Origin of the sequence: Thiorhodovibrio litoralis (genome assembly GCF_033954455.1) — a bacterium.
GTDB classification, from domain to species: Bacteria; Pseudomonadota; Gammaproteobacteria; order Chromatiales; family Chromatiaceae; genus Thiorhodovibrio; species Thiorhodovibrio litoralis.
In genome coordinates this window covers 5,018,741-5,042,547 of the sequence record NZ_CP121473.1, presented here as the reverse complement: position 1 = coordinate 5,042,547, position 23,807 = coordinate 5,018,741, and the positions used below count along the sequence as shown (strand labels likewise).

At 62.1% G+C, this 23,807-nt stretch carries 16 protein-coding genes and 1 pseudogene; 10 read left to right on the top strand and 7 right to left on the bottom strand.

Annotated features, from left to right (window positions below; all coding sequences use genetic code 11):
• The first annotated feature begins 11 nt into the window (after positions 1-11).
• Positions 12-998: a Nudix family hydrolase gene (locus Thiosp_RS22835; RefSeq protein ID WP_201064826.1), complete on the top strand. Its 987-nt coding sequence runs from the start codon at positions 12-14 to the stop codon at positions 996-998.
• 48 nt (positions 999-1,046) lie between these two features.
• On the opposite strand, the gene Thiosp_RS22830 is transcribed toward Thiosp_RS22835, so the two are convergent.
• Complete coding sequence (locus Thiosp_RS22830; protein WP_201064823.1) at positions 1,047-2,594, bottom strand: sensor histidine kinase; 1,548 nt, start codon at positions 2,592-2,594, stop codon at positions 1,047-1,049.
• Between the two features lie 227 nt (positions 2,595-2,821).
• On the opposite strand from Thiosp_RS22830, the gene Thiosp_RS22825 reads away from it, so the two are divergent.
• Positions 2,822-3,268, top strand: coding sequence for a BLUF domain-containing protein (locus Thiosp_RS22825; RefSeq protein ID WP_201064820.1), 447 nt, complete (start codon positions 2,822-2,824; stop codon positions 3,266-3,268).
• 11 nt (positions 3,269-3,279) lie between these two features.
• Here Thiosp_RS22825 and Thiosp_RS22820 read toward each other — a convergent pair whose 3' ends face one another.
• The 3 genes from Thiosp_RS22820 to amt all read right to left on the bottom strand — a co-directional run bounded on the left by Thiosp_RS22820 (position 3,280) and on the right by amt (position 10,804).
• Entirely contained in the window at positions 3,280-3,672 is a 393-nt protein-coding gene (locus tag Thiosp_RS22820; protein WP_201064807.1) for a hypothetical protein, read from the bottom strand.
• A 230-nt stretch (positions 3,673-3,902) separates the two neighbouring features.
• Positions 3,903-7,445, bottom strand: coding sequence for a sensor histidine kinase (locus Thiosp_RS22815; protein ID WP_201064802.1), 3,543 nt, complete (start codon positions 7,443-7,445; stop codon positions 3,903-3,905).
• A gap of 278 nt (positions 7,446-7,723) precedes the next feature.
• Positions 7,724-10,804, bottom strand: a complete 3,081-nt coding sequence (gene amt / locus Thiosp_RS22810; protein ID WP_201064799.1) for an ammonium transporter — start codon at positions 10,802-10,804, stop codon at positions 7,724-7,726.
• A 275-nt stretch (positions 10,805-11,079) separates the two neighbouring features.
• Between amt and Thiosp_RS22805 the strand changes: the two genes are divergently transcribed.
• The 4 genes and pseudogenes from Thiosp_RS22805 to Thiosp_RS22785 form a co-directional block, all read left to right on the top strand.
• Positions 11,080-11,844: a MotA/TolQ/ExbB proton channel family protein gene (locus tag Thiosp_RS22805; protein ID WP_201064796.1), complete on the top strand. Its 765-nt coding sequence runs from the start codon at positions 11,080-11,082 to the stop codon at positions 11,842-11,844.
• A gap of 45 nt (positions 11,845-11,889) precedes the next feature.
• Positions 11,890-12,720, top strand: a complete 831-nt coding sequence (locus tag Thiosp_RS22800) for a flagellar motor protein MotB (RefSeq protein WP_242518372.1) — start codon at positions 11,890-11,892, stop codon at positions 12,718-12,720.
• Between the two features lie 20 nt (positions 12,721-12,740).
• Positions 12,741-13,034, top strand: a complete 294-nt coding sequence (locus Thiosp_RS24880; protein WP_201064791.1) for a DUF3096 domain-containing protein — start codon at positions 12,741-12,743, stop codon at positions 13,032-13,034.
• Positions 13,035-13,056: 22 nt separating this feature from the next.
• Positions 13,057-13,317, top strand: a pseudogene (locus Thiosp_RS22785) (hypothetical protein); the annotation flags it as partial.
• A gap of 336 nt (positions 13,318-13,653) precedes the next feature.
• Here Thiosp_RS22785 and Thiosp_RS22780 read toward each other — a convergent pair.
• Entirely contained in the window at positions 13,654-15,975 is a 2,322-nt protein-coding gene (locus tag Thiosp_RS22780) for a recombinase family protein (protein WP_323696720.1), read from the bottom strand.
• A gap of 443 nt (positions 15,976-16,418) precedes the next feature.
• Here Thiosp_RS22780 and Thiosp_RS22775 point away from each other — a divergent pair, with 443 nt between their 5' ends.
• Entirely contained in the window at positions 16,419-18,200 is a 1,782-nt protein-coding gene (locus Thiosp_RS22775; RefSeq protein WP_201068573.1) for a dynamin family protein, read from the top strand.
• Between the two features lie 98 nt (positions 18,201-18,298).
• Here the strand turns inward: Thiosp_RS22775 and Thiosp_RS22770 are convergent, their stop codons facing one another.
• A complete protein-coding gene (locus tag Thiosp_RS22770) occupies positions 18,299-19,222 on the bottom strand; it encodes an alpha/beta fold hydrolase (protein ID WP_201068572.1) in 924 nt (307 codons plus the stop codon).
• A 170-nt stretch (positions 19,223-19,392) separates the two neighbouring features.
• On the bottom strand, positions 19,393-20,019 hold the full coding sequence (locus tag Thiosp_RS22765; protein ID WP_201068571.1) for a hypothetical protein: 627 nt from the start codon (positions 20,017-20,019) through the stop codon (positions 19,393-19,395).
• Positions 20,020-20,194: 175 nt separating this feature from the next.
• Here Thiosp_RS22765 and Thiosp_RS22760 point away from each other — a divergent pair, with 175 nt between their 5' ends.
• The 3 genes from Thiosp_RS22760 (at position 20,195) to Thiosp_RS22750 (ending at position 23,754) form a co-directional block, all read left to right on the top strand.
• Positions 20,195-20,626 (top strand): phosphate-starvation-inducible protein PsiE, encoded by a 432-nt coding sequence (locus Thiosp_RS22760; RefSeq protein WP_201068653.1) that lies wholly within the window; start codon positions 20,195-20,197, stop codon positions 20,624-20,626.
• A 78-nt stretch (positions 20,627-20,704) separates the two neighbouring features.
• Positions 20,705-22,717 carry a GspE/PulE family protein gene (locus Thiosp_RS22755; RefSeq protein WP_201068570.1) on the top strand — a complete coding sequence of 671 codons (2,013 nt, stop codon included), beginning with the start codon at positions 20,705-20,707 and terminating at the stop codon, positions 22,715-22,717.
• A gap of 188 nt (positions 22,718-22,905) precedes the next feature.
• The gene (locus tag Thiosp_RS22750; protein ID WP_201068569.1) at positions 22,906-23,754 is read left to right on the top strand and encodes an HDOD domain-containing protein; all 849 of its coding nucleotides are present in this window, start codon (positions 22,906-22,908) and stop codon (positions 23,752-23,754) included.
• Positions 23,755-23,807: the final 53 nt, after the last annotated feature.

The window sequence follows — 23,807 nt, the reverse complement described above, 5'->3', positions numbered from 1 at the left end:
CCGCGTCACCCATGAGCCGCGCGACGATCCATGTCGTCGCCGGTGTGCTGAGGGATGGCTCGGGCCGGGTGCTGATCGCGCAGCGTCCCGCGCAGAGCCATCAGGGTGGGCGATGGGAATTCCCAGGCGGCAAGCTCGAACCCGCTGAACAGCCAGTAGATGGGCTCAGGCGCGAGCTGCACGAAGAACTCGGTATCGCATTGCAGGCGAGCCGGCCGCTGATTCAGGTCGAACACGACTATGGCGACCGTCATGTGCTGCTGGATGTGCATCTAGTGCTGAGCTACCGCGGCGAGCCGCGCGGCTGTGAGGGACAGCCGCTCGCCTGGTCCCCGGTTGATGCACTCGACCCAGACCAATTCCCGCCCGCGGACCGTCCAGTGATCAGCGCCCTCAAGCTGCCGTCGCTCTGTCTGATCACACCACAAGATGCACCAGACGCGACCGATCCGGCGCAAGAGCCGCGAATGGCGCGGTTTCTCGCCTGTTTTGAGCGCGCCACCGATGCCGGTGCGATGCTGGTTCAGTTGCGCGCGCATGACCTTAGCGACAGCGGATTTGCCGCGCTTGCGCGCGCCGCTGCCCCCATTTTTCAGGCATGCGCTATTCCGCTGGTGCTAAATCGCTCACCCGAGGTAATTGCCCCTTTGCTGCACCAGCAGCTGGCGCAAGGGATGCATCTGAGCGCCGCGCGCCTGCACCAGTTGAGTGCGCGCCCGCTCACCGGACAAGGATTGGTTGGCGCCTCATGCCACACGGCGGAGGATCTGGCGCATGCCGGCGAACTGCAGCTCGACTATGCCCTGTTATCGCCGGTGCAGCCCACCCGCAGTCATCCCGGCGCGCAAGCCTTGGGATGGGACGGTTTCGCGCGCCTGGTCCGGCCTGCGCGCCTGCCGGTCTACGCCCTTGGTGGGCTAACAGCCGATGATGTGCATCGCGCCTGGGCGTACGGTGCTCAGGGAGTTGCCGCGATACGCGGTCTCTGGCCGTGCTGACACAGGCTGTGGTAATACACATGCGCACCCCGGAGGTTGCGAACGCGTCTAGTCCCCCATGCGCCCGGCAGGCATAGAGATTTCAATCCGGGTGCTGTTACTGGCATCCGAGGTTTCCATGCGCATATCGAACCCCATGGTGGTCGCCATCATCTTGGCTGAGTAGGTGCCGAGCCCGGTGCCGCCCTTCTTGCCGTAGGTGCGGTATTTCTCGAAAAAATGTGAGCGAATCGCGGCGGGTACCACGCCCTGGTTGATGATAGCGAGCAGCAGCGGGTCACCAAGGCGCAGCTCCAGAACAATGCGCTCATCCGTCGGTGAGGCGTCAATCGCGTTGGTGATCAGGTTGGATAACATCGAAAACAGCAGACGTGCGTCAGCGCGGATAAAAATCGGCTGCTCGGGCGAGGGGTCACCCTCGATGCCGTCGATGCGATAGTGGATGTGCAGCCGCCGCTCCGAGATGCGCGTCTCGGCAAGGCGAGTGACCTGGCGCAGAACCGGCAGCAGATTGAGCGTTTGCGGGTGATAGTCGAACTGGCCGGTCTCCATCTTGAACAAATCCAGCGAGAGCTCGATCATGTCGCGCATCTTGCGGGCACTGTCCTGAATGACGACCAGGGAGTCGCGCTGCTCGTCGTCTAGGTTGTCGTCCAGCAGCAGCAGCTCGGGCAGGGCCAGGATGGCATTCAGCGGACTTTTCAGGTCGTGGCGCATGATGCGCTCGACATCCTCTTTGACGCGCTCGAGCTCCTTGCGGTCGTCGATATTCTCCTTGACGCCGAGATAGTTGACCGTCTCGCCGCGTGCGTCGCGGATGGGCGAGATGGTCGCCGACTCCCAGTGCAGGCTTCCGTCCTTGCGCTTGTTGACGAGATCTCCGCGCCAGGTCTCGCCGCGCTTGATCGTGTTCCACAGCTCCCGATACATGTCATCCGGGTGCTCGCCGGACTTGAACAGCCGCGGTGTTTGGCCAAGAACCTCCGCGCGCGAATAGCCGGAGATTTCGCAGAAGAACGGATTGACATACTCAATCTGCGATTGCGCGTCCGTGATCAGAATCGACACCGGCGCCTGGTCGATGGCGCGCTCGAGGCTGCGAAGCCTGGCCTCGAGGGCATTGCGCTCGGTGATATCGAGCGCAATGCCCTCGATGAACTCATGGCCGTCATCCTGACTTTGGGCCCGATAGGCATGAATGGCGAGATGATGGATGTCGCCACCAGGATGATGATAGGCAAGCTCAAAGTCAGCGCGCTCAACCTCGCCGATCAGGAGTCGGGTGAACTGCTTGAGCAGGGTGTTACGAGACTCGCTGGTCCAGTCGGCCAGGTCACGCCAATGCAGGCCAAGCTGGCCCTGGGAGGCGCCCTTGCCGAGCAACTGGATGCCGTCGCTCAGGTAGAGCAGCTCGCCTGCCATGGTCGTGGTGAAGACAAAGAGACTGTCTTTTAGTCCCGCGGTCAGGCGCTCGAAACGGGCCTGACTTTCGCGCAGCGCCGCCTCGGCACGGTCGCGCTTGGCGAGCGCGCTATCCGCAGGAGTGTGTTGGGGTGCGTCGCCGAGACGCTGGGGTGGCCGCGTATCTTGTGTCATTATGGGCCAATGGCGTGGCGGGGCTGGACGATAATGTGTTGACCTTCAAGGCAAAACAATAGCATTCGCGCGGCAAAATGGATAGTCCAGCGGACGCGAGCTTGGCCCGAAAGATCAGGCAGGATGAGACCGCGAGGGATGAAAATTGACACAAATCGCCTTACTATCCATGCTTCGGTACGCAAGGCGCCCCTAGGCATCAGCATCACACCACTGAGGGTTCGGTTATGTATCTCACGCGGATCACCTATTGCAGCGAACTGGCCGGCGTCGACAAAGAGGCCATCAGCCAAATTCTGGACGTATCGCGCAAGAACAACGCCAAGGCATCAATTTCCGGCATGCTGCTGTTTAATGGGACTTACTTCCTGCAATGTCTGGAAGGCTCGCGCAGCGCCGTTAACGACACCTACCAGCGCATCATGCGGGACGCCCGTCACAGCCGCCCGGTGCTGCTCGCCCATGAAGAGATTTCCCAGCGCGAATTTGGCGACTGGGACATGGCCTATGTGCCCTGGACTGCGGAAATCCGCGGAATCATCCGCAGCTTCTCCACCAGCGACGAGTTCAATCCCTACGGTCTCAGCGGCCAGAGTGCCATCGGTTTGTTCCGTGCCCTGCGCGGGCGCCTGCCAAGCAACGACCATTGGGTCAAACCGCTTGCCCAGGAGTGATCCACCCCGATTCAGGGCTGGCAATCTGCCGCTAAGCCGTTGGCCCGGCGGTCGTTGTGGGCGATGTCGATGAGGATGGCGATGTCGCGCTCGCGCCGGCTGGTTTTCAGGTCGGTTTTTTTGGCGGCTTTCCAAGTCGCTTCAAGCTTAGGGTAGATGGCCTCGGCTGCGGCTGTGTCACCCTGATCGCGCAGGATGGCGGCTTTTAGCATCCAGGCGCGTTGAATGTGCATGTCATCGCCGCGCTCTATGGCCATGTCGGTTAGTTGCAGTGCCTGTGCGTAGTCGCAACGTCCGAAGGCGATCAGCGCCATGCGATTGTCTGGCCCCATCGGGTCCTGCGGGCAACCGCTGAGCAGTGGGGTGATCGCCACCAGCAAGCCTATCCACAGGGCTTGGGTCATCCACTGGGCTCTGGGGTGCGTCGCGCCGCGGCGGCGAAGGCCCTCGCCTGGTGCGAGCGCTGATGGGGCGGCGGCTTTCCGCATCGGTTCAGCTATCATCTTGGGTTCCTGCTCGGGTGCGATCAGCACTTTTTTGTTCAGGTGCCAAATTTGCGATCCGGGCCTGCAAGCCAGCTAGGCAAGCCAGATAGGCAAGCCAGCTGGGCAAGCCTGATTCGTGTGGGCGATTCTCACTCATCATAGAGTAACAGCGGGCTTGCGCTTTCCGGCTTAAGCAGCCCAGACGTGGCCAGAGACGCGGGTCGGCGCGGCAGGTCGATCCAGAAGCAGCTGCCCTCGCCCGGGGTACTCGCAACGCCGATTTCTCCGTTCATCAGGGCCACCAGACGCTTGACCACCGCGAGACCGAGACCGGCGCCCTTAATGCCCTGCATTTGTGCATCGGGCAGTCGCCGGAAGGGCTCGAAGAGTTCCTTGAGCTGCTCTGGCGGAATACCGGCACCGGTATCGCTGACGCGGATACGCACCCGTTCTTCTGCGTCTTCGCTGGCGGGCAGTGCCTCGGCTTCCAGGCCCACGCGGCCCCCGGGGCGATTGTACTTGACCGCATTGGAGAGCAGGTTAACCAGGATTTGCTTGAGCCGGAAGGGGTCCACCGCTACTGCTAGATCACCGGGTCTGACAAAGTCGATATGCACATGATGGTCTGCGGCGCTTTGTTTGATCAGGGCCAAGGATTCCTCCAGCGCGGGGGCCAGTATCAGCTGTTCCACTTGCAAATCGGCTTCGCCGGATTCGATCTGCGCCAGGTCCAGCACCTCGTCGATCAGTTTCAGCAGATGGTGGCCGGACTGGAGGATCTCCCGCACGCTGTCGTGCTGGTCGCTGTTTAAGTCCGGGTCGCTGTCGAGTAATTGCCCGAATCCGAGCACCGCATTCATCGGAGTGCGCAGTTCATGGCTAACCTGTGACAGGAACCGGGTTTTTAGCTCACTGGCTTGCTCCGCCATGTCGCGGGCATGGCGCAGGCGGGCTTCGTTTTCCTTGCGACGGGTAATGTCGTAGCAGACCCCAATAATGTAGCAGTCTGCGTCCCTGTCCTGGCGGTGAACGCTGCCAATGATACGCAGGTAACGCAGCTCGTCCTCGGCGATCTGCACGCGCATTTCCTCATCGAGCTCGTCATCTTCCTCGAAGGTGTTGTCCAGGACGCGATGGAGTTTGGGCATGTCTTCCGGCAACAGCCGCAGCATCCAGTCGTCGATGGAGCGCACTGCCAGCGTCGGTTGCAGCGCCAGCAATCCGTGCATGGATTCGTCCAAGCGCAGCTGCCGGGTGGTGGGCTCGTACTCCCAGATGCCGATGCCGGTGCTGCGCATGGCCAGCGACATACGCTTTTCGCTGAGTTCGAGCCCGCGAGTCGCGAAGTGACGGTTTTCCTCGGTGGTCAGGGCCGCGGCCAGGATGCCGAGCAAGCGCTTTTCCTCGTCGCTCGGCGAGCGCTGATGTTTGAATACCACGCACAGTGAGCCGACATTTTTGCTGCCGCAGCGCACGACATGGCCGAAATACGCCTTTAGCGCGTACTTGCGCACCGCCAGGTCGGTGTTCAGATAGGGTGTCTGGGACAGGTCGCGCAGGAAAAGCGCCTCGCGGCTGTCGTTATCACCGGGGACGGCCCCGCAATGTCCGCTGGTGCGACTGTTCTGGCCGCTGATCAGGTCGTAGCAAATGTGCCCCTCGGGATGATCTCGGTAGGGAAGGTCATCGGGCGCATTCCAGCGCCCAAGGGTTGTGAGCATGCCGTTGTCGAGCTTGTTGTAAAGCGCCGTGTCGGCCTCGAGGATTTCGCCACATACCGCTGTGATGCGGGTGATGTTCTCGCGGTAATCTGAGCCCAGATTGGCGAGGCAGCCGTTCAGCTTGACCAGGCGTGCCTGGCTGCGCTTGCGCGCGGCGATGTCGCGCAGCACGCCGATGCCGTGCCACTGGCCGTCGAGCTGCATGGCCGACAAGGAGAGCTCAAGCGGCAGACTGGAGCCGTCTTTGTGCTGGCCTTCAAGCTCGATCAGCTGACCGACGACCGGGCTGGAGCCGGGCCTTTGTGCCGAACCGCGCCTTTGGTAGGCGGTTGCAGTGGCGGAATTGCAAAGCAGTTGATGTAAATCCTGCCCCCGGGCTTCAGCCTCGGTATAGCCGAACAAGCGCTCGGCGGCGGGATTCCAGTAGGCGACCTTGGACTCAGCGTCCATCATGATGATGGCGTCGCGCACGGCGTTGGTGATAGCGGCAAAGTTCTCCTCGCGCCGCTGCAGGATGGCGGTGCGCTGATTGAGCAGTTGCTCCAGGCTTGCCAGACGCCCGCGCAGCCAGATGACCAGCACGGTGGCGACCGCGGTCAGGATGAGCCCAATGGCCGCTGCGGCGCCGGCTGCGCCTGTCGTCGGCCTGACGGCTTGAGCATCAAGGATACGAAGCCTGAGGGCCAGTGTCCGATCGCCCGCAAACACCGGCAGCAGTTCCTGCAGTTGCGCGGCGGCGGATAGCGGCGGCAGCGGTGCCAGGGTCTCTCTGGGTGCATCTGTCTGGTCTTGCGCATTCGTCTGGTCTTTGGAGAGCCGTTCGACTAAGCGCGCCTCGTTGTGTTCATCCAGGGCAAGTATGCTCGCGTCGATGCGCACTTTTGAGCGATTGTGCTGGCTGGCTGAATGCTGCAGCGATTGCTTTATCGCGGCGATGATGGTGGTGCTATCGGAGTTTGCAGAATTGCCTGGCAGATCATCCCAGGTCGCGGGTGCTTGCGTGCCGGAGGATGCTGCAGTGGCGCTGTCGTTGTGCGACAAAGACCGCAGGGCCTGGGTCAGGTCGAAACTGGTGCGTGCGCTTTCCCATTCAAGCAGGTCGGATTTGAAGTCCTGCTCAAGCTGGTAGGTGATGGCCGTGGCCGTGATGGTCAGGGCCACCCCCGTCATGGCGGCCAGCATGGGCTCGAGGTAGCGCAGGCTGGTTGCGGTTTCAATATGGTTGGCGCCGCTGCGGTTAACCACCAGGAACGCGATGGCGAAAATCAGCGTCAGCAGTCCACCCAGCGCCAACGGCAAGACGGCGGCACGCAAGATTGCCACGCGCCATTCGCGCTCCGGCAGGTCAAGGCCGACGAGCACTGTCGTGCGCGGGGATTCCGGGGATGATGCTGGTACAGACGAGTTTGGCCCAGATGACATTGGCCCAGACGAGTTTGGCACTGGCGCCAGCGCCGAAATCATTCTCAAGTGCGCGCGTGAATAGCGGGCGCTGAGGTCAGCCTGTCCGCTTGCCAGGACCTGCTCAACGTCAGCCGGAGGGGCTTGCATGGCCGGTGCGGCTTGGGTGGCGCAATCGCTGGACGGGTCATCGCTGCTGGGGCCGAGCCGGTATTCGCCGTCGCGCGCGATCAGAGTCCAGGCTCCCGCATAGCCGGCAAAGGTGGCGAAGCGGTGTAAATGACAGCTCAGTTGGGTGAATTCTGCGCTGGGTTCATTGCCCGCCAAGGCGGCGTCGAATGCCTGGTCGGACCAAAGCGACAGGGCTTGAGCGAGTCCCAGGGTCTCGGTCAGGAATTTTTCCTCGAGCTCGGATTGCTGCAACCCGGTGCGCCAGATGGCCAGGATGACGGAGACGGCCAGCAGTCCGATGCCGGCCAGGATGGGGATGGCGAGTCCGCGTCGGGATTCGCGTCGCGACAGTTGTTTTGATTCAGCGGATTGCGATCCGGCGGAATCGGCAGTAGGCATGAATGGCACCTGATGGCGTCACCGGCCCGATGACAATGCTGTCAGGACGCAGGCCGGAGCTTGCCCAATCGGGATCGGCGGCGCACATCTGTGGGTGCTGTTGCGACCGATCGGTCGGGCGGCTGCTGTTAAATGGCTCGCAAGGATACCCGAGAATCCACTGGTTTAGCAGGGGGATCTGGTTTCAGTATAGCGACTGTCGCTTTTTGAATGCCCTTTTTTTGTGTTCCAGCAGAAAAAGCGCCGGGCTAATGCAAATTCCTTTGGCGCATCCCCGGTTAGTGTGTCATCGATTGGTGTGCCCTCCGTTCGATAAAGTCGGCTAGTTCAGTGGCCGAGAGCGCCGGGGCGGCGATAAAGCCTTGGTAGCTATTGCAGCCTTCCGCGCGCAGAAAGGCGATTTGCTCGACGCGCTCGACGCCCTCGGCCAGGGTGTCGAGTTTCAAGCTGCGCGCCAGGGAAATGATGGCCGAACAGATGGCGGCATCTTCGCTATTGCGGTCGCATTCGCCAACGAAGGAGCGATCGAGCTTGATCACATCGATCGGGAAGCGCTTCAGGTAGCTCAGCGATGAGTAGCCGGTGCCGAAGTCATCGATGGCAATGGCAATGCCCATTGCCTTGAGCTTGTGGAGCACGTCGATGGACATCTGGTTGTTGGATGCCAGCACGGTCTCTGTGATCTCAAGCTCCAGGGTGCTTGCGGGCAGATTTTCTTCGCGCAGGATGCGCGCGACCAGATCGGCAAACTCTGGCTTCAGGAACTGCTTGCCAGAGACGTTGACTGCGACACGCGGGATTGGGACCCCCTTTGCCCGCCATTGCGCCTGCTGCCGGCAGGCGGTGCGCAACACCCATTCGCCGACGGTCAAGATCAGGCCGCTTTCCTCGAGGATGGGAATGAAGACACTCGGCGCGACTAATCCCTCGGCGCTGTGCCGCCACCGCAGCAATGCTTCGGTACCGGTCAGGGTTCCGCTGTCGAGATCGAACTGGGGCTGGTAGTGAAGGACGAACTCGCCACGCGCAAGTGCCTCGCGCAGGTCGTTCTCCCGGTCAAAGCGCTCGGCATGGTAACGGGCCAGTGTTGGGGTGAAGAATTGAAAGTTATTGCGTCCGGCGTCCTTGGCCTCGTAGAGCGCCAGGTCGGCGTTGCGGATCAGCAGGTCCGCAGTCTCGCCCGATTCTGGATAGACCGCGATACCAATGCTGGTGGGGGAGCGCACTGGCTTGCCGTCGAGCAAATGTGGCTCGGCCAGCTTGGTAACGAGCTCGCTCGCCTTGTGCCGGATGTTGTCCACACCACCGACGCCAAGTAGTGCGATGACAAACTCATCCCCGCCCCAGCGCGAGACGACATCTTCTTTGCGCGTGCAATGACGCAGGCGCTCAGCGACGCCGCGCAGCAGCTCATCACCCACCTCATGGCCGAGGCTGTCATTGACCTGCTTGAAGCGGTCGAGATCGAGAAACAGCACCGCGACCTTCTCGCTCGGCTTGGTCAGCAGATAGTAGTCGAGCTGCTGGCGAAAATGCCCACGGTTGGCCAGTCCGGTCAGGATGTCGAAGTGCGCGAGCTGATGCAGCCGGCGCTGGACCTCGCGTTGCCGCGTGATGTCGCGGATGTGGAGGTTATATTCGATGTTCTGTCCACCGCGAACCCGAGTGATGCTGAGCTCGGCGGGGAAACTCTCGCCCTCGTTGCGCTTTAAGAGGGTCTGGATGCGGCGATCAAGCAAGAAATGTCCCTCGCCGCTGAATTGCAATTGCAGTCCGGCCTCGAAGGTCGCGCGTTGGTCGGAGGGGATGGCGATGTCGCAAATCTTCCGCCCGATCGCCATCCGCCGCGAGCAGCCAAAGGTGCGCTCGGCGGCCGGGTTGAATTCCAGTACCTTGCCGTGGTCGTCGGTGGTGATGATGCAGTCCAGCACCGCGTCGAGTATGGCGCTCTTGCGCGTTTCGCTCGCCGCCAGGTCGTGCAAAAGCTGCTCGCGGCGGTGAATCTCGTCGTTGACCCGCCCAAGCACGTCATTGTACTGACGCGCGATCTGGCCCACTTCAGTGTGGGGCTCACAGCTCACCGGCCGGGAGAAGTCCCCGCGTCGGCGTTGCTGTTCCATCTCCCCGAGCAGGTCGAGGATTTCGGTGCTGGCGCCATGCTCGGCGACATTCAGCCCGACCTGTTCTTCTTCGGCGGTGACGCGCAGTGGATAGACGCGATTCATCAGCCACAGTGCCACAAGGCTCAGGGTAAATGAATAGGCACCGATAGTCAGGATGCCGAACGCTTGCACGCCGAGCTGGTTCAGGCGTCCGCCGGCAAGCTCAAAAGCCTCTGCCGGGGCGAACAAGGCCACGGCCAGGGTGCCCCAGATACCGGCGAACAGATGCGCCGGGATGGCGCCGACAGCGTCATCGATGCGCCGGCGCTCAAGCCAGGCTGAGCCCCAGGAGGCCAGCAGACCAGCGATCAGACCGATAAGCGCGGCAAACGCAGGCGTCTGCAGATGGCAGGAGGCGGTAATGCCGACCAGGCCGGCGATGACACCGTTTTGCAGATCCATGACCACCGGGTAGCCGCGTCGCGCATAGCTGTAGAACAGACCGCCGACACCGCCGGCGGCTCCGGACAGAAAGGTATTGAACAGGATCAGCGGTACCTTTGCGGTGAGCGCGAAGGTGCTGCCACCATTGAACCCGAACCAACCGAACCACAGCAGGATCACACCGAGTGCGGCAAGCGGCAGATTACCGCCGGCAATTGGGCGGGTGCCCTGTGCGCTGAAGCGCCCGCTGCGCGGGCCGAGCAGCAGCACCGCCACCAGCGCCGTCCAGCCACCGACCGAATGCACCACCGTGGAGCCGGCGAAATCGATAAAGCCGATCCGCGCCAGCCAGCCTGTCGCCTCGCCGGTCGCCGCGCCACCCCAAGCCCAGTGTCCGCTGACCGGATAGATCAGCGCCGAGAGCATGATGGCCGTGAGCCCGTAGGCGAAAAAGCGCATGCGCTCGGCCACCGCGCCCGAGACGATGGTGGCCGCGGTGCTGCAGAACATCGCCTGGAAGAGAAAAAAGCTCATCAGCCAGGGCGAGTCCGCGCCATCGAACAAAAAACTATCGTGCCCGACCAGGCCGGAATAGCTATTGCCGAACATCAGCGCATAGCCTAACAGCCAGAAGACCAGCGCCGACAGGCACAGGTCCATCAGGTTCTTGACCGCGACATTGATGCTGTTTTTTGCTCGTACCAGGCCGGATTCCAGGCACAGGAACCCCGCCTGCATCAGAAAGACCAGAAAGGCGCACAGCAGCACCCACGCGATATCGAGTGGGGCAAAGTCGGGTAGCGGGGTCTGCATGAAGGATTCTTGCGGCCTTGGTAGCGGCTTCAGGGGCGCTTGCGTGGGAACGAAATCCGCAAGCTTACAGCAATACGCGCGCCATGGCCTCGATGCCGCAGGCAATGCTGGCGCACCATCAGCGGGCAATGGCGCTTGCCGCGACATGGTGCATGAATGCTATCAACCGGTGCGCTGCCGCAGACCTGAGCCGATTTTTCCGGGCTCGCCCCAGTGCGTCGGATTTTTGCGTAGAATAAGACGCGTTCAATCACTTGAGGGCGGGTCTTTTCCCCATGGATTTTGCAACCATTGTTGGCCTCGTTGTCGTGGTAATCGCGGCCGTTGGCGCGATCCTGGTTGGCGGCGACATCGGCGTCTTTGTCAACGTCCCGTCCATTTTGATCGTGGTCCTTGGAACCCTGGGCGCCACCCTGGTGCGGATTTCCTTTGGCGAGTTCTTTGGCTCCTTCAAGATCGGGCTTAAGGCCATCATTCACTCATCGACGCCGCCGCGCGAGTTGATCGAAGAGGCGGTCCAGCTTGCCACCGTGGCGCGCAAGGAAGGCATCCTGGCGCTCGAGAATCAAACCATCAGCGAGCCGTTTCTGGAAAAAGGCATCAGTCTCTGTATTGACGGTCATCCGCCGGAGACGGTTGAGCGCCTGTTGTCGAAGGAGATTGATCTGACCATCGAGCGCCACCGCCGGGGCATGGACATGTGGAAGTCGATCGGCGACTATTCTCCCGCTTTTGGCATGATCGGAACCCTGATCGGTCTGGTGCAAATGCTCTCGAACATGGATGATCCCAAGGCCATCGGACCGGCCATGGCCGTAGCCCTTCTGACCACCCTTTATGGAGCCCTCATCGCCAACGGTTTCGCCATTCCGATCTCGGATAAGCTGAAGGCGGTGAGCGAGGAGGAACGCACTATCAAGGACCTCGTGCTCGAGGCCATCTCGGCCATCCAGTCCGGCATCAATCCGCGCGTCATGGAGCAGATTCTGCTTACCTATCTCCCATCCAGCCAACGCGCCTCGACGCTTGATCACGGGTGATGCATGGCCAGGGCTGAAGAATGTCCCAAAGGTTTGCCAGGATGGATGGCAACTTTCGCCGATCTGATGGCGCTGCTGCTGTGCTTTTTCGTGTTGCTGCTGTCGTTCTCGGAGATGGATATCCATAAGTACAAGCAGATCGCCGGCTCGATGAAAATGGCCTTTGGCGTGCAGCGTGAAGTTGACGTGCAGGCCATCCCGATGGGCACCACGGTGATCTCGCCCGATTTCAGTCCTGGGCAGCCAACGCCAACCCTGGCCCAGGAGCTGCGCCAGCAGACCACGGATGAAACCAAGAGCGAGCTTGGTCCGGACCAGATGCGCAAGGAGCTCGAAGCAGCGGCGCAGGAGATTGCCGCGGCGCTGGAACAGGAGATCGAGCAGGGGCTGATTGCGGTGGAGGTGGTTGGGGAGGAAATCCTGATCCGCATTCGCGAGAAAGGGTCTTTTGCCTCTGGCAGCGCACGCCTTCAGGATTCCTTTCTCCCGATTCTCGACAAGATCGCCGAGACCCTGTCGGTGACCACTGGTAATCTGATTGTTGCCGGCCACACCGACGATCTGCCGATCAATACACTGCAGTTTCCTTCTAACTGGGTGCTATCCGCCGCGCGCGCGGCGGCCGTGGTGCATCATATTGGTGAAAGTCAGCCCGATCTGGCGCCGCGGATGCAGATTCGCGCCTACGCTGATACCCGGCCGGTGGCGACGAATGACACGCCGGAAGGGCGCGCGGAGAATCGCCGGGTTGAGATCGTCATTGCCCGCGATCGCGTCGATGAGGAGGGCCGTGATGTCTCGGGCGATGCCATCGACATCCCCTACGAGAGTGTGATGCCACCTGATGCCGGATTGGCGCCAGGAACTGTGCCTTAAGTCTCCACGGAGCTGCCATAGTGAATTTATCTTTCCTCAACCAATGGCCAATCGAAGCCGCGCTGGCCATTCTGGCCGGCGTGCTGATCCTGCTGCTGCCGCGACTGCTGAATGTGATGGTCGCGGCCTACTTGATTGCTGTCGGTATCCTCGGGCTGGTGGCCTTTTTTTACGGTGCTGCTCTGCCCCTCAAAGCCATCATCGCGCTGGTGGCCGGGATTCTGGTGCTGCTGCGCCCGGCCGTCTTGAGCTATGTGGTGGGCATCTATCTGATTGTGGTCGGTCTGCTCGAGTCCGGCCTGATCAGGTTCTGAGCGCGGCGCGGGTTCTCTGATCATGGCGGCTGGAGCGCTCGAGCGTGTCGCCGCCTGGGTCGAGGCCGAGGCGCCTGTTATCTGGTTGCTGGGCAAAACCCAGGCCGGCAAGACCAGCATCGTCGCCGAACTGACCGGGCAGGCGCGCGATCAGATCGGCAATGGCTTTGAGCCCTTCACTGCGCATTCGCGCCTCTATGCCTTTCCCGAGCAGCGTCCGCTGCTGCGCTTTCTCGACACCCGCGGGCTGGCCGACAGCGCGGTGCAGGCGCCATTCGATGAGCTGCACGCGGCCGAGTGCCAGGCCCATGTGCTCCTGCTGGTGGTCAGGGTCGAGGATCTGGCACTCGATGAACTGTTCGCGCTGGTGCGCAAGCTGCGTCGCGCCCATCCCGGCTGGCCGCTGATCGTGGCGCACAGCTGTCTGCATCACCTCTATCCGCCGGGAACCGGGCATGGGCTGCCCTATCCCTTCACCGGCACTGAGGCTGACTTCGCGCTTGCGGCACTGCCGCCCTCGCTGACGCGCGCGCTGCAGGTGCAACGGCAGCTGTTCGCGCAGCTGCCCGGAGCGGCGCCGGTATTCGTGCCGATTGATTTCACTCGCCCAGAGCAGGGCCTAGCGCCGGTGGACTATGGTGGCGGCGCGCTCTGGGCGGCACTTGAGCGCTTGCTCCCGGATGTGGTGGTCGCGCTGAAGGAAGCTGCCCAGCCGCTCGGCGATGAGAGCCAGCGTCGGCGCTTGATTCTGCCCTGGGCGCTGGCCGCGGCCACCGCCAATGCGGTGCCGCTCCCGCTGCTGGGTGGTCTTGGCTCGGCCAGCCTGCAGGCGGCCATGGTGGCGCAGATCGCCCGTGCTGCCGGACGCGACAGTAGCCGCGATGCCTGGAAGGAGCTGATCTCGACCCTGGGCGGCGGTTTCGCGCTGGGGTATGGCGGCAGCTGGCTGGCGCAGCAGGTGCTCAAGCTCGGCGTCGGCTGGGGCAGCGCCCTGACCGCGAGTTGGACCTTCGCCCTGACCTGGGCCATTGGCGAAGTGGCCATGCTGCTGTTCGCCGAGCAGGCGGCGGGCCGCACGCCGGATCGCGAGGCGCTGCGCGCGCATTATCGCGATGCCTACAGACGCGCCCTGCAGCGCGCCCGCAGCGAAGATGGCCTGCGCCGTCAGCGCTGATGTGCCATCTGTATGGGATTGACTTGCGTTTTGTTCTGGGCCGGGTGACGGTCGCGGGGGACGCCGTGAATACATCCTTGAACGCCGCTTACAATCTTGCATACTTGAAGCTCCATTGGATTGCTCCGATGGTTTTTCCGGGGTGCCGTTGTCATCCGGGTCGCCGATGTTTGGATCGGGATCAACCCGAAAAACCACCAGGATTTCCTCATGGTAAATCTCGATACGCTTGACAAGCGCGCGAATGATGCCGCGCTTGGTCTCGAAATCCAGGCCGGTTAAACGTTCCTGAATCGCGGCGGCAAATTCCTCCAGCCGATTGATCACCAGAAACAGTTCGGCCTGGCCAGCATCTTGTTGGCGAGCTGTCTCAATCTGAATGTGAAGTTGCTCGAGTTTGCTATTGAGCTGCGCCATTTTGGGATCGAAGTCGCTTTTATCGATTAACCCCTCGGTATAGCTATCGATCAGCCGCGATTTCCCTTGTTTCAGGTGCTGGTGCTGTTTTTCCAGCACATCTGTATCGGTGTGCGACGCATGAGCCTGCTGCAGGCGATTGAGGCGCTGTTCATATTCCTGCTGCAAGCGCTCAGGCTGTTGTAACAACGCCAGGACTTGCTCCCACACCAGGTCATCGAGCCGGCTGGTGCGCACTTGCTTGTTGTCGCAAATACGCTCACCGCCAAAGCGATAGGCATCGGTGCCGACGCAGCGATAATAGGCATAGCATTGTCCACCTTTGGCCGCGCTTTTGCTGACAGGCTTGCCATAATACGCATAGCGGCAGTGCCCGCAGACGATGAGCCCTTGCAGGAGATGGCGCGCGCCGCGCCGGCGTTGGCGTGCCAGGCGGCGATTCTCCTCCAATTGCTCCCCCACGGCGAGAAACAGCGCTTCGCTGACCAGCGGCGGGACAGGGATCTCAATCCAGTCCGCGCGCGGGGTACGCACGACGGAGGTGGCCTTCTTGGGCGTTTCGGCGCTGTGGCGGGCGGGGCGCACGCGCGGGCGGTGCGGCTGTGACTGGGTCTTGCCGAAGGCGGCACGACCCATATAGGCCGGGTTCTGCAGCATTCCCCACACCACACTGCGGTCCCAATGCGCTTTGCCGGTGGCGGTGGGAATGCCCTCGGCATCAAGCCGGCGGGTCACTTCGCCGATACTGAAGCGATCCACGCCAACCCAATGAAAGATTTGCCGCACGGTGGCCGCTTGGGACAGATCAATCACATACTGCGCCGGTGCGCCATCGAGTTGCTTGCGCTGATAGCGATAGCCGTAAGGCGCGCCGCCAAGCACATTGACGCGCCCATGACGCGCGCCATGCAATTTCCCGCGACGGTTGCGCTCCATGATCTTCGCCCGCTCGTATTCGGCAATCATGCCTTGCATCTGTAATAACAGGTCTTCTTCCGGGCTCACACCGCCGGCATGATTGAGAAAGACAACGGTGACACCGGTTTGCTGGAACTCTTCCAACAGCAGGGCCTGATGGGCGTATTTCCGCGCCAGGCGATCCGGGGCCAGCACATAGAGCCGATCAATCAAGCCCATGGCCGCGCGATCGCGCAACCGCTCCAGTTGCGGGCGAATGAGGGTCGCGCCGCTGACACCAGCGTCGATGAAACACTGCTCTTCGGGAAGCTGTTCGCCATCACTGGCAATGCGCGCTTTCAGCGCCGCAACCTGGCTGTCGATGGTGCCGGCCTTGGCCTGGCGATCGGAGGAGACACGGGCATAGAGGGCGACGTTCAGGGGCTGGCTCATCGCGCACCTCGGCGCTGTTGGCGCTGTGGTAGAGCGGTCTTTGCCGCAGCAGGAGCCGTTTCGATTGGGCGTGATTCCGTCGGCTTGAGCTGGGCGTAGATCTCGCTCAAGCGTTCGGCTGAAAACCGGTTCGGTTCAAAGGCAATGCGCACCGACAACGCCCGCTGTGGTCGCTTCATCACTGAGCCTCCCGCGTCGTGGGGACGTCAATGACCAGCCGAATCTCGGCATCCACCGTCCCCTGAAAGCCCCACGAGAGACAGGCTCGCGCGACCCGTAGGCCCCATTGTACGCGGGAGTTTGCTACGTTGTTGGTGGCGTTTGTAGGCTTCCCAGCGGCGTGCCAGATCAGATCAAGGGCGCTGAGACCCCGAGTCCGTCACCCGGCCCAAAACTGGAAGCGCATTTGTGATTCCTATGAGAACTTTCGGGAGAAAATCCGCTTGAGAGAGTCAGAAGGTCATTCACCGCTTGGTTGGCAAGCGCTGGTACGCCGCCTGTGGCCGGAGCTGCTGACGCTGACGCTGGTCTCGGCGGCCTTTTCGGTTCTGCCTTTGTTGGGCATTCTCTGGTTGTCGCAGCAGGGCTGGCTGGCCTGGTGGCTGGGGCTGTGCGCGGTGCTGATGGGTCTGCTGGCGCTGTTTCGCCTGCTGCCGCGCGATCCAGCGGCGGGCATACCGGTCGGCATGGCACAACCTGGTGCCGCGGTGGCCGAGCGTCAGGCGCGCGAGGCACTCGCGGGACTGGCTGCAGCGACCGTGGCGGAGGACCTGGCCAATCGCGAGGCGGTCGACCGGCTGCTGCGGCGCACCGTCAGCGCGGTGGCCCGGGCCTATGCGCCGGATGACGAAGCCGCGGTACTGAATTTCACCCTGCCCGAGGTCCTGCTGATGCTCGAGGAGGTAGCGCGCCGTCTGCGCCACATCCTGAGCGAGGAACTGCCGATATTGCGCCATCTGCGCCTGAGCTGGGCCGCCAGGGGCGGCGATCTGCTCGGGCGTGGGCTCAAACCGGCGCGCGGGCTCAACAATGCCTGGCGCGTGATGCGCCTGGCCGATCCACTGAGCGCGGTGATGGCCGAAGTGCGCTCACTGGTCATCGAGCAGGGTGTCACCTTGCTAGGACGCGAGGCGCGCGCGGTAATGGCCAAGGTGCTGGTGCGCGAGATCGGCGAAGTGGCCATCGAGCTTTACTCGGGCACCTACCGCAAGTACGCTGAGCCGCCGCCGCGAAGCAGCCGTCAAGAGTCCAGCCACGCCGGCAGCGGGGCGCTGCGGGTATTGGTCACCGGCCAGCGCAACAGCGGCAAGTCGAGTCTGGTCAACGCGTTGCTCGGCCGGGAGGTCGCGCCGGTCGGGCTGACGCAGACAACCTCAGAATGGACGCCTTATCCGGCCCCGCCAATGACGCCCGACAGCCAGGGTGCTGCCGAAGTTGGCTTTGCAGAGCCAGCCCATTCCATCGATCCCCAGACTGTCGGTGCCCAATCCAATGCTGCCCAGCCCAATGCTGCCCAGCCCAATGCTGCCCAGCCCAATGCTGCCCAGCCCAATGCTGCCCAGCCCAATGCTGCTCAGCCAAATGCTGCTCAGCCCATGGGCGGCGCAGCCACTGGCACCAAGGCGAATGACTCGAGTCGCGCCGCTTCCAGCCCCGCCGGTTATCGTTGCGCCGACACACCCTGGGAGTTGATCGACAGCCCACCGCTTGCGGCTGAGACCGAGGCGGCCTGGCTCGTGCAGCTGCGCGAGGCGGACCTGGTCATCTGGGTTGCCGCCGCCCACCGTGCCGATCGGGCCGCGGATCAGCGCGCGCTCAAGGTGCTGCGCGAGCGCATCGATAGCGATGTGCGGTTGCGCCCGGTTCCGCTGCTACTGGTGCTGACCCATGCAGATCGCCTGGAGCCGGTGCTTGAATGGCAGCCGCCCTATGATCCACTTGCGGGACAGCACCCAAAAGAGCGCAGCATGGCGCGCGCCCTGCATGCGGCAAGCACGGCATTGTCAGTCCCACCCGAGCGCACCTTGTTGGTGGCCTTGGGTGAGCATGCCCGGAGTTGGAATCTTGCGGCGCTGAACCAGCAGTTGCGCGTCCGTTGGCCGGAGGCCGAGCAGAAACGCCTGGAACGGCTGCGTCGCGCCGAGGGCGTTCTCAAGGCTGGTGTCGATCTGGTGCGCAGCCTGCCGGGCGCGATCGATCGCGTCCGGCATTTTCTGCGCCGCTGAGCGCTCTGGCTATCTGACTGTTCCTGACGCTCCCTGTTCCTCACGCTCATAGCCCCGACCGGCCCACAGAATGAATCCCTGTGATTCGCGGTAACCCTTCAGCCGGCCGGCTGCGCCAGTGACTGCCAGAATTCATCCAGAGTCTTGGTGGTCGCGGGCAGATCTTCCCAATGCGGCAGGCCCATGTTGGGGACGACCCGGCCGCGACGCCAGTTGTTGTGGGTGGCGATGAAGTCATCAAGGCCGTCGAAGCGCACATAGGGATCGCGATCGGCCAGGACCAGGGTGGGATGGCTGGTCAGGCGGCCATACAGGCTGGACATCGCCTCGGGCGTGAACAGTTTGCCCGACAAGAATGTCAGTGGTGCGTGTCGTGCACCGGGCTGGTGCGAGGTTGCATGGGCGTAGTCGAGCATCTCCTGCGGGGCCTGCTGCATGAAAGACTTGCTCAGGTAGTAATTGATGCTGCTTTTGGAGGCGACCAGATCGAACAGCGGCTGGCTCCAGGGCAGCCCGGCCAGTAGCGGGTGGATGGCATTGCTCACTGGTCGCGGTGGCGGTTGGCGTTTGCTAAAGCCAGTGGGTGAAATCAGCACCAGGGAACGCACCCGCTCCGGCACGGACAAGGTTGCGCGTAGCGCAAATTCACAACTCAGGGAGAGCGCCAACAGGTCAACCGGCTGATCTGGCACCTGCTCGAGAAACTGGCTGATGACGTGAGCATAACCCTCGGGCGAATACTCCGAGGGGCCGCGCCCGGCCTGGCCGAACCCGGGAAGATCCAGGCTGAAGACTGGCCGCTGTTGGCGGTAGTGCTCGAACAGCGGCTTGACCTCAAAGCTGCTGGGCGCGGCATTGATGCTATGGATCAGCACCAGCGGGCGGCCAGGGGTTTGGTTGGCGGCATAGTAGGCGAGGCTCGGCCGGTGGCGAAACGCGATGTGCTCGCAAGGGGCGTCGACAGCGGGGGGCAGGCCTGATGGGCCGCTCGCGCCGAGCGCGGTGGCGATTGGTAAGGGCATGGAGCAGTCTCCGTAATCGAGGGGGGCGAAGAGGCGAAGAGGCGAAGGGGCGTTGAAATAAGTCACTGCCCGGCGATGGCGGCTATCCTACCGCGAATTGCATGGGGTTATTTTGCCAAAGGGGGCGGAACGGGTTAAGACTGGGCAGGATTCAGCCGAATTAGACCGAATTAGCCTGGCTGTGAAGCGTCGCTGCTGTCGTTCGCGATGGCGCCTTCATGGCGCAAGAAGGCGTTGACGAGATCCTTGCCCTGGTCGTTCCAGTGCCAGGGCGCCCACTCAGGCTCTTTCGCCCAGCAGGCGTTGCCCGAGTCCGGCGGCAGCCGGCGGTGATGCGCGCGGTTGCCGATGACCCGGTATTGCTCGCGCACCGCCGAGTCGGGATCGAGCGCATCGGGATAGCGCAGCTCCAGGGTGCGATCAGGCAGCAGGCTGGCGAGCATGCCGTCGAGTTCGGGATGCTTGAATCCGGGCGCCGCCGCCCATTCCTCCAGGACCTGGGCGATCTCATGGCCACCGGCGCTTCCGCGTCCGCGCTCAAGCGCCTCGCGAATCGCGGAACGGTAGCAGTGCATGGCGGTGTCTTCGATGGAATGCGGCACGAAGAACCACCGCTCCGGCAGCGGCAGGCGCCAGACAGGCAGATAGGTGCGCAGGAGGTCGCAGTAGGAGGGGGCGAGGAGGAAGTTCGCGAGATCGTGCGCATACCAGCGGGCAATATCGAGCGCGGACACCGATGCCGGTAGCAGCGCCGGTTGCGGGCAATTCTCAGCGAACCAAGCGGATTCGATCGTCAAAATATCTGGTCTGGTTGGCAAATGCGGGACGATTATTATCGGACAATGTGCGTTTGGGACAAAATGGAGTTTTCGCTGCCAGTCGCGTTCGGCGCGCGGCTCGCTGCGTGCCTGCTTGTCGGTATCGCGAATTTGCTAGACTGATACTCAATGGAATGCGGAGTCTGCAATCATGATGCCATTTGAGCAACGGCTTGACAGCTTTCTGTCGGGGCTTTTCAGCTATGTGGAGAAGCTGGTGCTGCTCGTCGTCGGTGGGCTGGCATTGGCCGGAATTGGCCAGATCATCGTGGCGATTCCCGAGCGTGGGGAGATCCGGCTCGAGGATTTGCTGCTGATATTCATCTATATCGAGATCATGGCCATGGCGAATGTTTACTTCCTGCGACGGGAAGTGCCATTCACCTTTCCCATGTTCATCGCTGTCACGGCGCTGTCGCGTCTGATCGTGCTGCAGGGCAAGGAGATCGTGCCGGAAACTCTGCTTTACGAAGGCGGCGCGGTGCTGCTGGTGTCGCTGGCAATTCTGGTAATCCGCTTCAGTCAGCGCTACCGGATACCCCCGTGCGGCCCGGAAGCTGAGGTTGAAGATGCCGATTACCACTGAATTCAGGCGGCGGGCTGTCGCTATCGCGCGCTGGTCCCGTCCGGGTATGATGATCCGGCATGACGACTGGAGTCAGTCTTGAAGAGCGAACAACAAGTGAGCCAGCAAACAGCCTCCACGCAAGCAGCGCCGACGCACCTCCCAGGGTCGGTCGAAGCCTGGCAGCCTGGCGAGAATGTCGCCAAGCTTCTGATCGATGTTGGATTGATCGATCAGGAACACCTGCGTCACGCCAGGCGCGTGCGCGAGAAGCTCGACGAGGATTATCCGCTTTCCAGAGCGCTTATCGAGCTCAGATATCTGGACCCGGTAAAGTTCCGGGACGCTTTGCGCGAGCACGGCCACAGGGTCAATCTCGGCGAGGTGATGGTTGAACTCGGGTACCTGAAGCCCCGCGACTTTCGCGCGGCGCTCAATACGCAAGCGCAGTTGGGTGAAAACGCCAAGTCTCTGAGTGAAATCTTGCTGGACAATGGGCTGGTTTCCGAGCAGCGGATGATTGAAGTGCTGTCGGATCAGCTGGGATTCTCGCTTGAGGCACCAACCTTCTCGGAAATCGACCCGATGCTGCTCAAGCAGGTGACGCCGGATTGGTGTCGGCGCCTGCATGCAATTCCGGTGCGGCAGGAAGCCGAGGGCGTTTGGGTTGTGTTTGCTGATCCGCTCGATGCGGCCGCGCGCCATGAGGCGGAGGCCGCGTTTGAGCATGTGAACGTGATACCGGCCTTTGCGACGCGCCGGGCCATCGAGCATCTGCTGAGTGACTATGAAGGCAACCGCGACGGCGCAGCCAAGCCTGCGGATGAAGCCGATAAATCGAATATCGGCCCTCAGGTCGAAGCGCTGATTCTTAGTGCGCTTGAAACCGGAGCCAGCAAGGTTCACATCGAGCCGGCGGCTGAGGTCGCGCGCGTGCGTTTCCGCATTGAAGGCGGCTTGACGCTGTTTCGCGAGCTGGCACCCGATCTGGCCGCAGGCATGGCGAGCTGGTTGCGCACGCTCGCGAATATCGATTCCGCTTTCCCCCCGGCAGTCCAGACTGAATCTCAGGCTGGGGCCAAAACAGAAACCAAAGCTGGAATCAGAGAGGGCACCTTCCAGCTGAAGGACCCCGAGACCGGCGAACGCCACGCTGCGCGCCTGTCCTTCTGTCCGACTGTTTTCGGTGACAAGGTTGTTATTCATTTGCCAAGCGGCCATAACGCGCGGCGCGACTTCTCTGCCTCGGGTATCGCGCCAAGAACGCGCGAGCGCTTCAGCGATCATGCACTGGAATTGCCCGGTGGGGTGATTCTGTTCGTTGGGCCGGCCGGTTCGGGTAAGACCACCACGCTCTACAGCTGCATCGACCAGCTCAAGGGTGTCGGAACCAGCATCTCGACACTGGAAGATCCGGTCGAGGCGGTGATCACCGGGACTGCTCAGTGCGGGCTCGACCAGACGGGCACAAGCGTTTTTATGCGCGGAATGGGCGCATTGATGCGCCAGGACCCGGATGTGCTGGTTGTGGGTGAGATGCGCGAGCGGATCGCGGCTGAAGCTGCAATGCAGGCTGCCTTGAGCGGCCACAAGGTGCTCTCAACCTTCAACGCCGAGGATAGCGTCAGCGCCTTGCTGCGGCTGATCGGTATGGAGGTCAAGCCGTTTTTGCTCGCATCCACCGTTGTCGGTGTGCTAGCTCAGCGTTTGCTGCGCAGGGTTTGCGATCATTGTGCCGAGCGCCACCAACCCTTGCCGCGCGACCTCAAGCGGGTTGGCTGGACCCAGGCCGAGCTTGCTGGCGGCGAGTTCCGGCAAGGGCGTGGCTGTCAGAAATGCAATTTCAGCGGGTATTATGGTCGGATCGCAGTGTTTGAGTTGCTTTTGCCCAATGATGGCATCAGAGAGGCGTTATTGAATCACTCTTTCTCAAGCAAGATTCGCGGGATTGGCATCCAGTCGGCGGGGCTGGTGACTCTGCTTGAGGACGGGCTGGCCAAGGCGGGCCAGGGGCTGACCAGTCTTGAGGAGGTTGCAGCCAAGCTGCCGCGAGGCGGGCACCCGCGCGCTTTCCAGGAGATAGTGGCGATGGTGGGCGAACACAACGCCTAGTTGTCGATTGCGCTGAAACCGCTTACCAGGGAATCATTCGCCGCGCTGGCGTGTCGCCCGCGCGGGCGAGCCAGACGGAACAGCCGAAACAGCCAAAACAAAAGGGGCGCTAGCGCAGAGCCGCATCGATCGGGTCGGGCCGGCATGCATCGGGTGCGTTAGTCGCCACGCAACAAAACGAGTTAACAATGAGCGAAAAAAGCTTAATCGCGCTGGTTGAAGAGCGTTTCGACGCCGACAGCGAGCAATTGCCGGTGTTCAACCGTGTCGCGCTGGACGTACAAAAACTCAAAGAGTCCGAAACCGCGACCATGAACGAGATGACCACCCTGATTATGCGTGATCAGGCATTGACCAGCCGCATTCTTCAGGTGGCCAATTCATCTTTTTACGGCGGTCTGAAACAGGTCGATACCTTAAGTGGCGCGGTGCTGCGGCTTGGTCTCAACAAAGTCGCCAGTCTGGCGATGATGGCCTCGCAGCTGATGGCCTATCAATCCAAACGTCAGTCGACCGCCGAGCGCATGGGGCAGTTGTGGCAGCGGGCCTACGTCTGCGCATCGGGATCGCGCTGGATTGCCGAGAATTGCGGGCTGCGCGGCGAGGCCGAAGCGGCCTTCTTGAGTGGCTTGCTGCATGATGTTGGCGAGCTGTTTCTGCTCAAAGCGCTTGACGCGCTCTGCGATGACGCCAAGGTCGGCGTTTCGGTGACCGAGCAAGTCACCGATGAACTGCTTGGGGCCATGCACAATGAGATCGGCTATCGCTTGATGAAAAAGTGGGAGCTACCGGAGTGTTATGCGCTGACCGCGCGCGACCATCACACGCCGTCTTTCGATCACAAGGACAGGCTGCTGGCGGTGACGCGCCTGCTCGACTGGGTTTGTCTGAAACTTGGCGTCGGCCAGCAATCCGACCCGGACATTATGCTGGCGGCCACGGCTGAAGCTCAGGCGCTTGGGCTGCGGGAGATACAGATCGCCCAGCTCGAAGTCATGATCGAGGACATGGTCAGCGAGGCGAAAGCCATGCTGTAGCGCGCCCCGCGTCCGGGCGTTGAAGCAGCTAAGACTGAAACCCAACGGCTTTT

Bases quoted from the DNA above. Each gene is read 5' to 3' on its own strand.
- Thiosp_RS22830 (WP_201064823.1), bottom strand. From the start codon at position 2,594: ATGACACAAGATACGCGGCCACCCCAGCGTCTCGGCGACGCACCCCAA.
- Thiosp_RS22835 (WP_201064826.1), top strand. From the start codon at position 12: ATGAGCCGCGCGACGATCCATGTCGTCGCCGGTGTGCTGAGGGATGGC.
- Thiosp_RS22805 (WP_201064796.1), top strand. From the start codon at position 11,080: ATGGATTTTGCAACCATTGTTGGCCTCGTTGTCGTGGTAATCGCGGCC.
- Thiosp_RS22825 (WP_201064820.1), top strand. From the start codon at position 2,822: ATGTATCTCACGCGGATCACCTATTGCAGCGAACTGGCCGGCGTCGAC.
- amt (WP_201064799.1), bottom strand. From the start codon at position 10,804: ATGCAGACCCCGCTACCCGACTTTGCCCCACTCGATATCGCGTGGGTG.
- Thiosp_RS22760 (WP_201068653.1), top strand. From the start codon at position 20,195: ATGCCATTTGAGCAACGGCTTGACAGCTTTCTGTCGGGGCTTTTCAGC.
- Thiosp_RS22770 (WP_201068572.1), bottom strand. From the start codon at position 19,222: ATGCCCTTACCAATCGCCACCGCGCTCGGCGCGAGCGGCCCATCAGGC.
- Thiosp_RS22820 (WP_201064807.1), bottom strand. From the start codon at position 3,672: ATGACCCAAGCCCTGTGGATAGGCTTGCTGGTGGCGATCACCCCACTG.
- Thiosp_RS22815 (WP_201064802.1), bottom strand. From the start codon at position 7,445: ATGCCTACTGCCGATTCCGCCGGATCGCAATCCGCTGAATCAAAACAA.
- Thiosp_RS22800 (WP_242518372.1), top strand. From the start codon at position 11,890: ATGGCAACTTTCGCCGATCTGATGGCGCTGCTGCTGTGCTTTTTCGTG.
- Thiosp_RS22750 (WP_201068569.1), top strand. From the start codon at position 22,906: ATGAGCGAAAAAAGCTTAATCGCGCTGGTTGAAGAGCGTTTCGACGCC.
- Thiosp_RS22780 (WP_323696720.1), bottom strand. From the start codon at position 15,975: ATGAGCCAGCCCCTGAACGTCGCCCTCTATGCCCGTGTCTCCTCCGAT.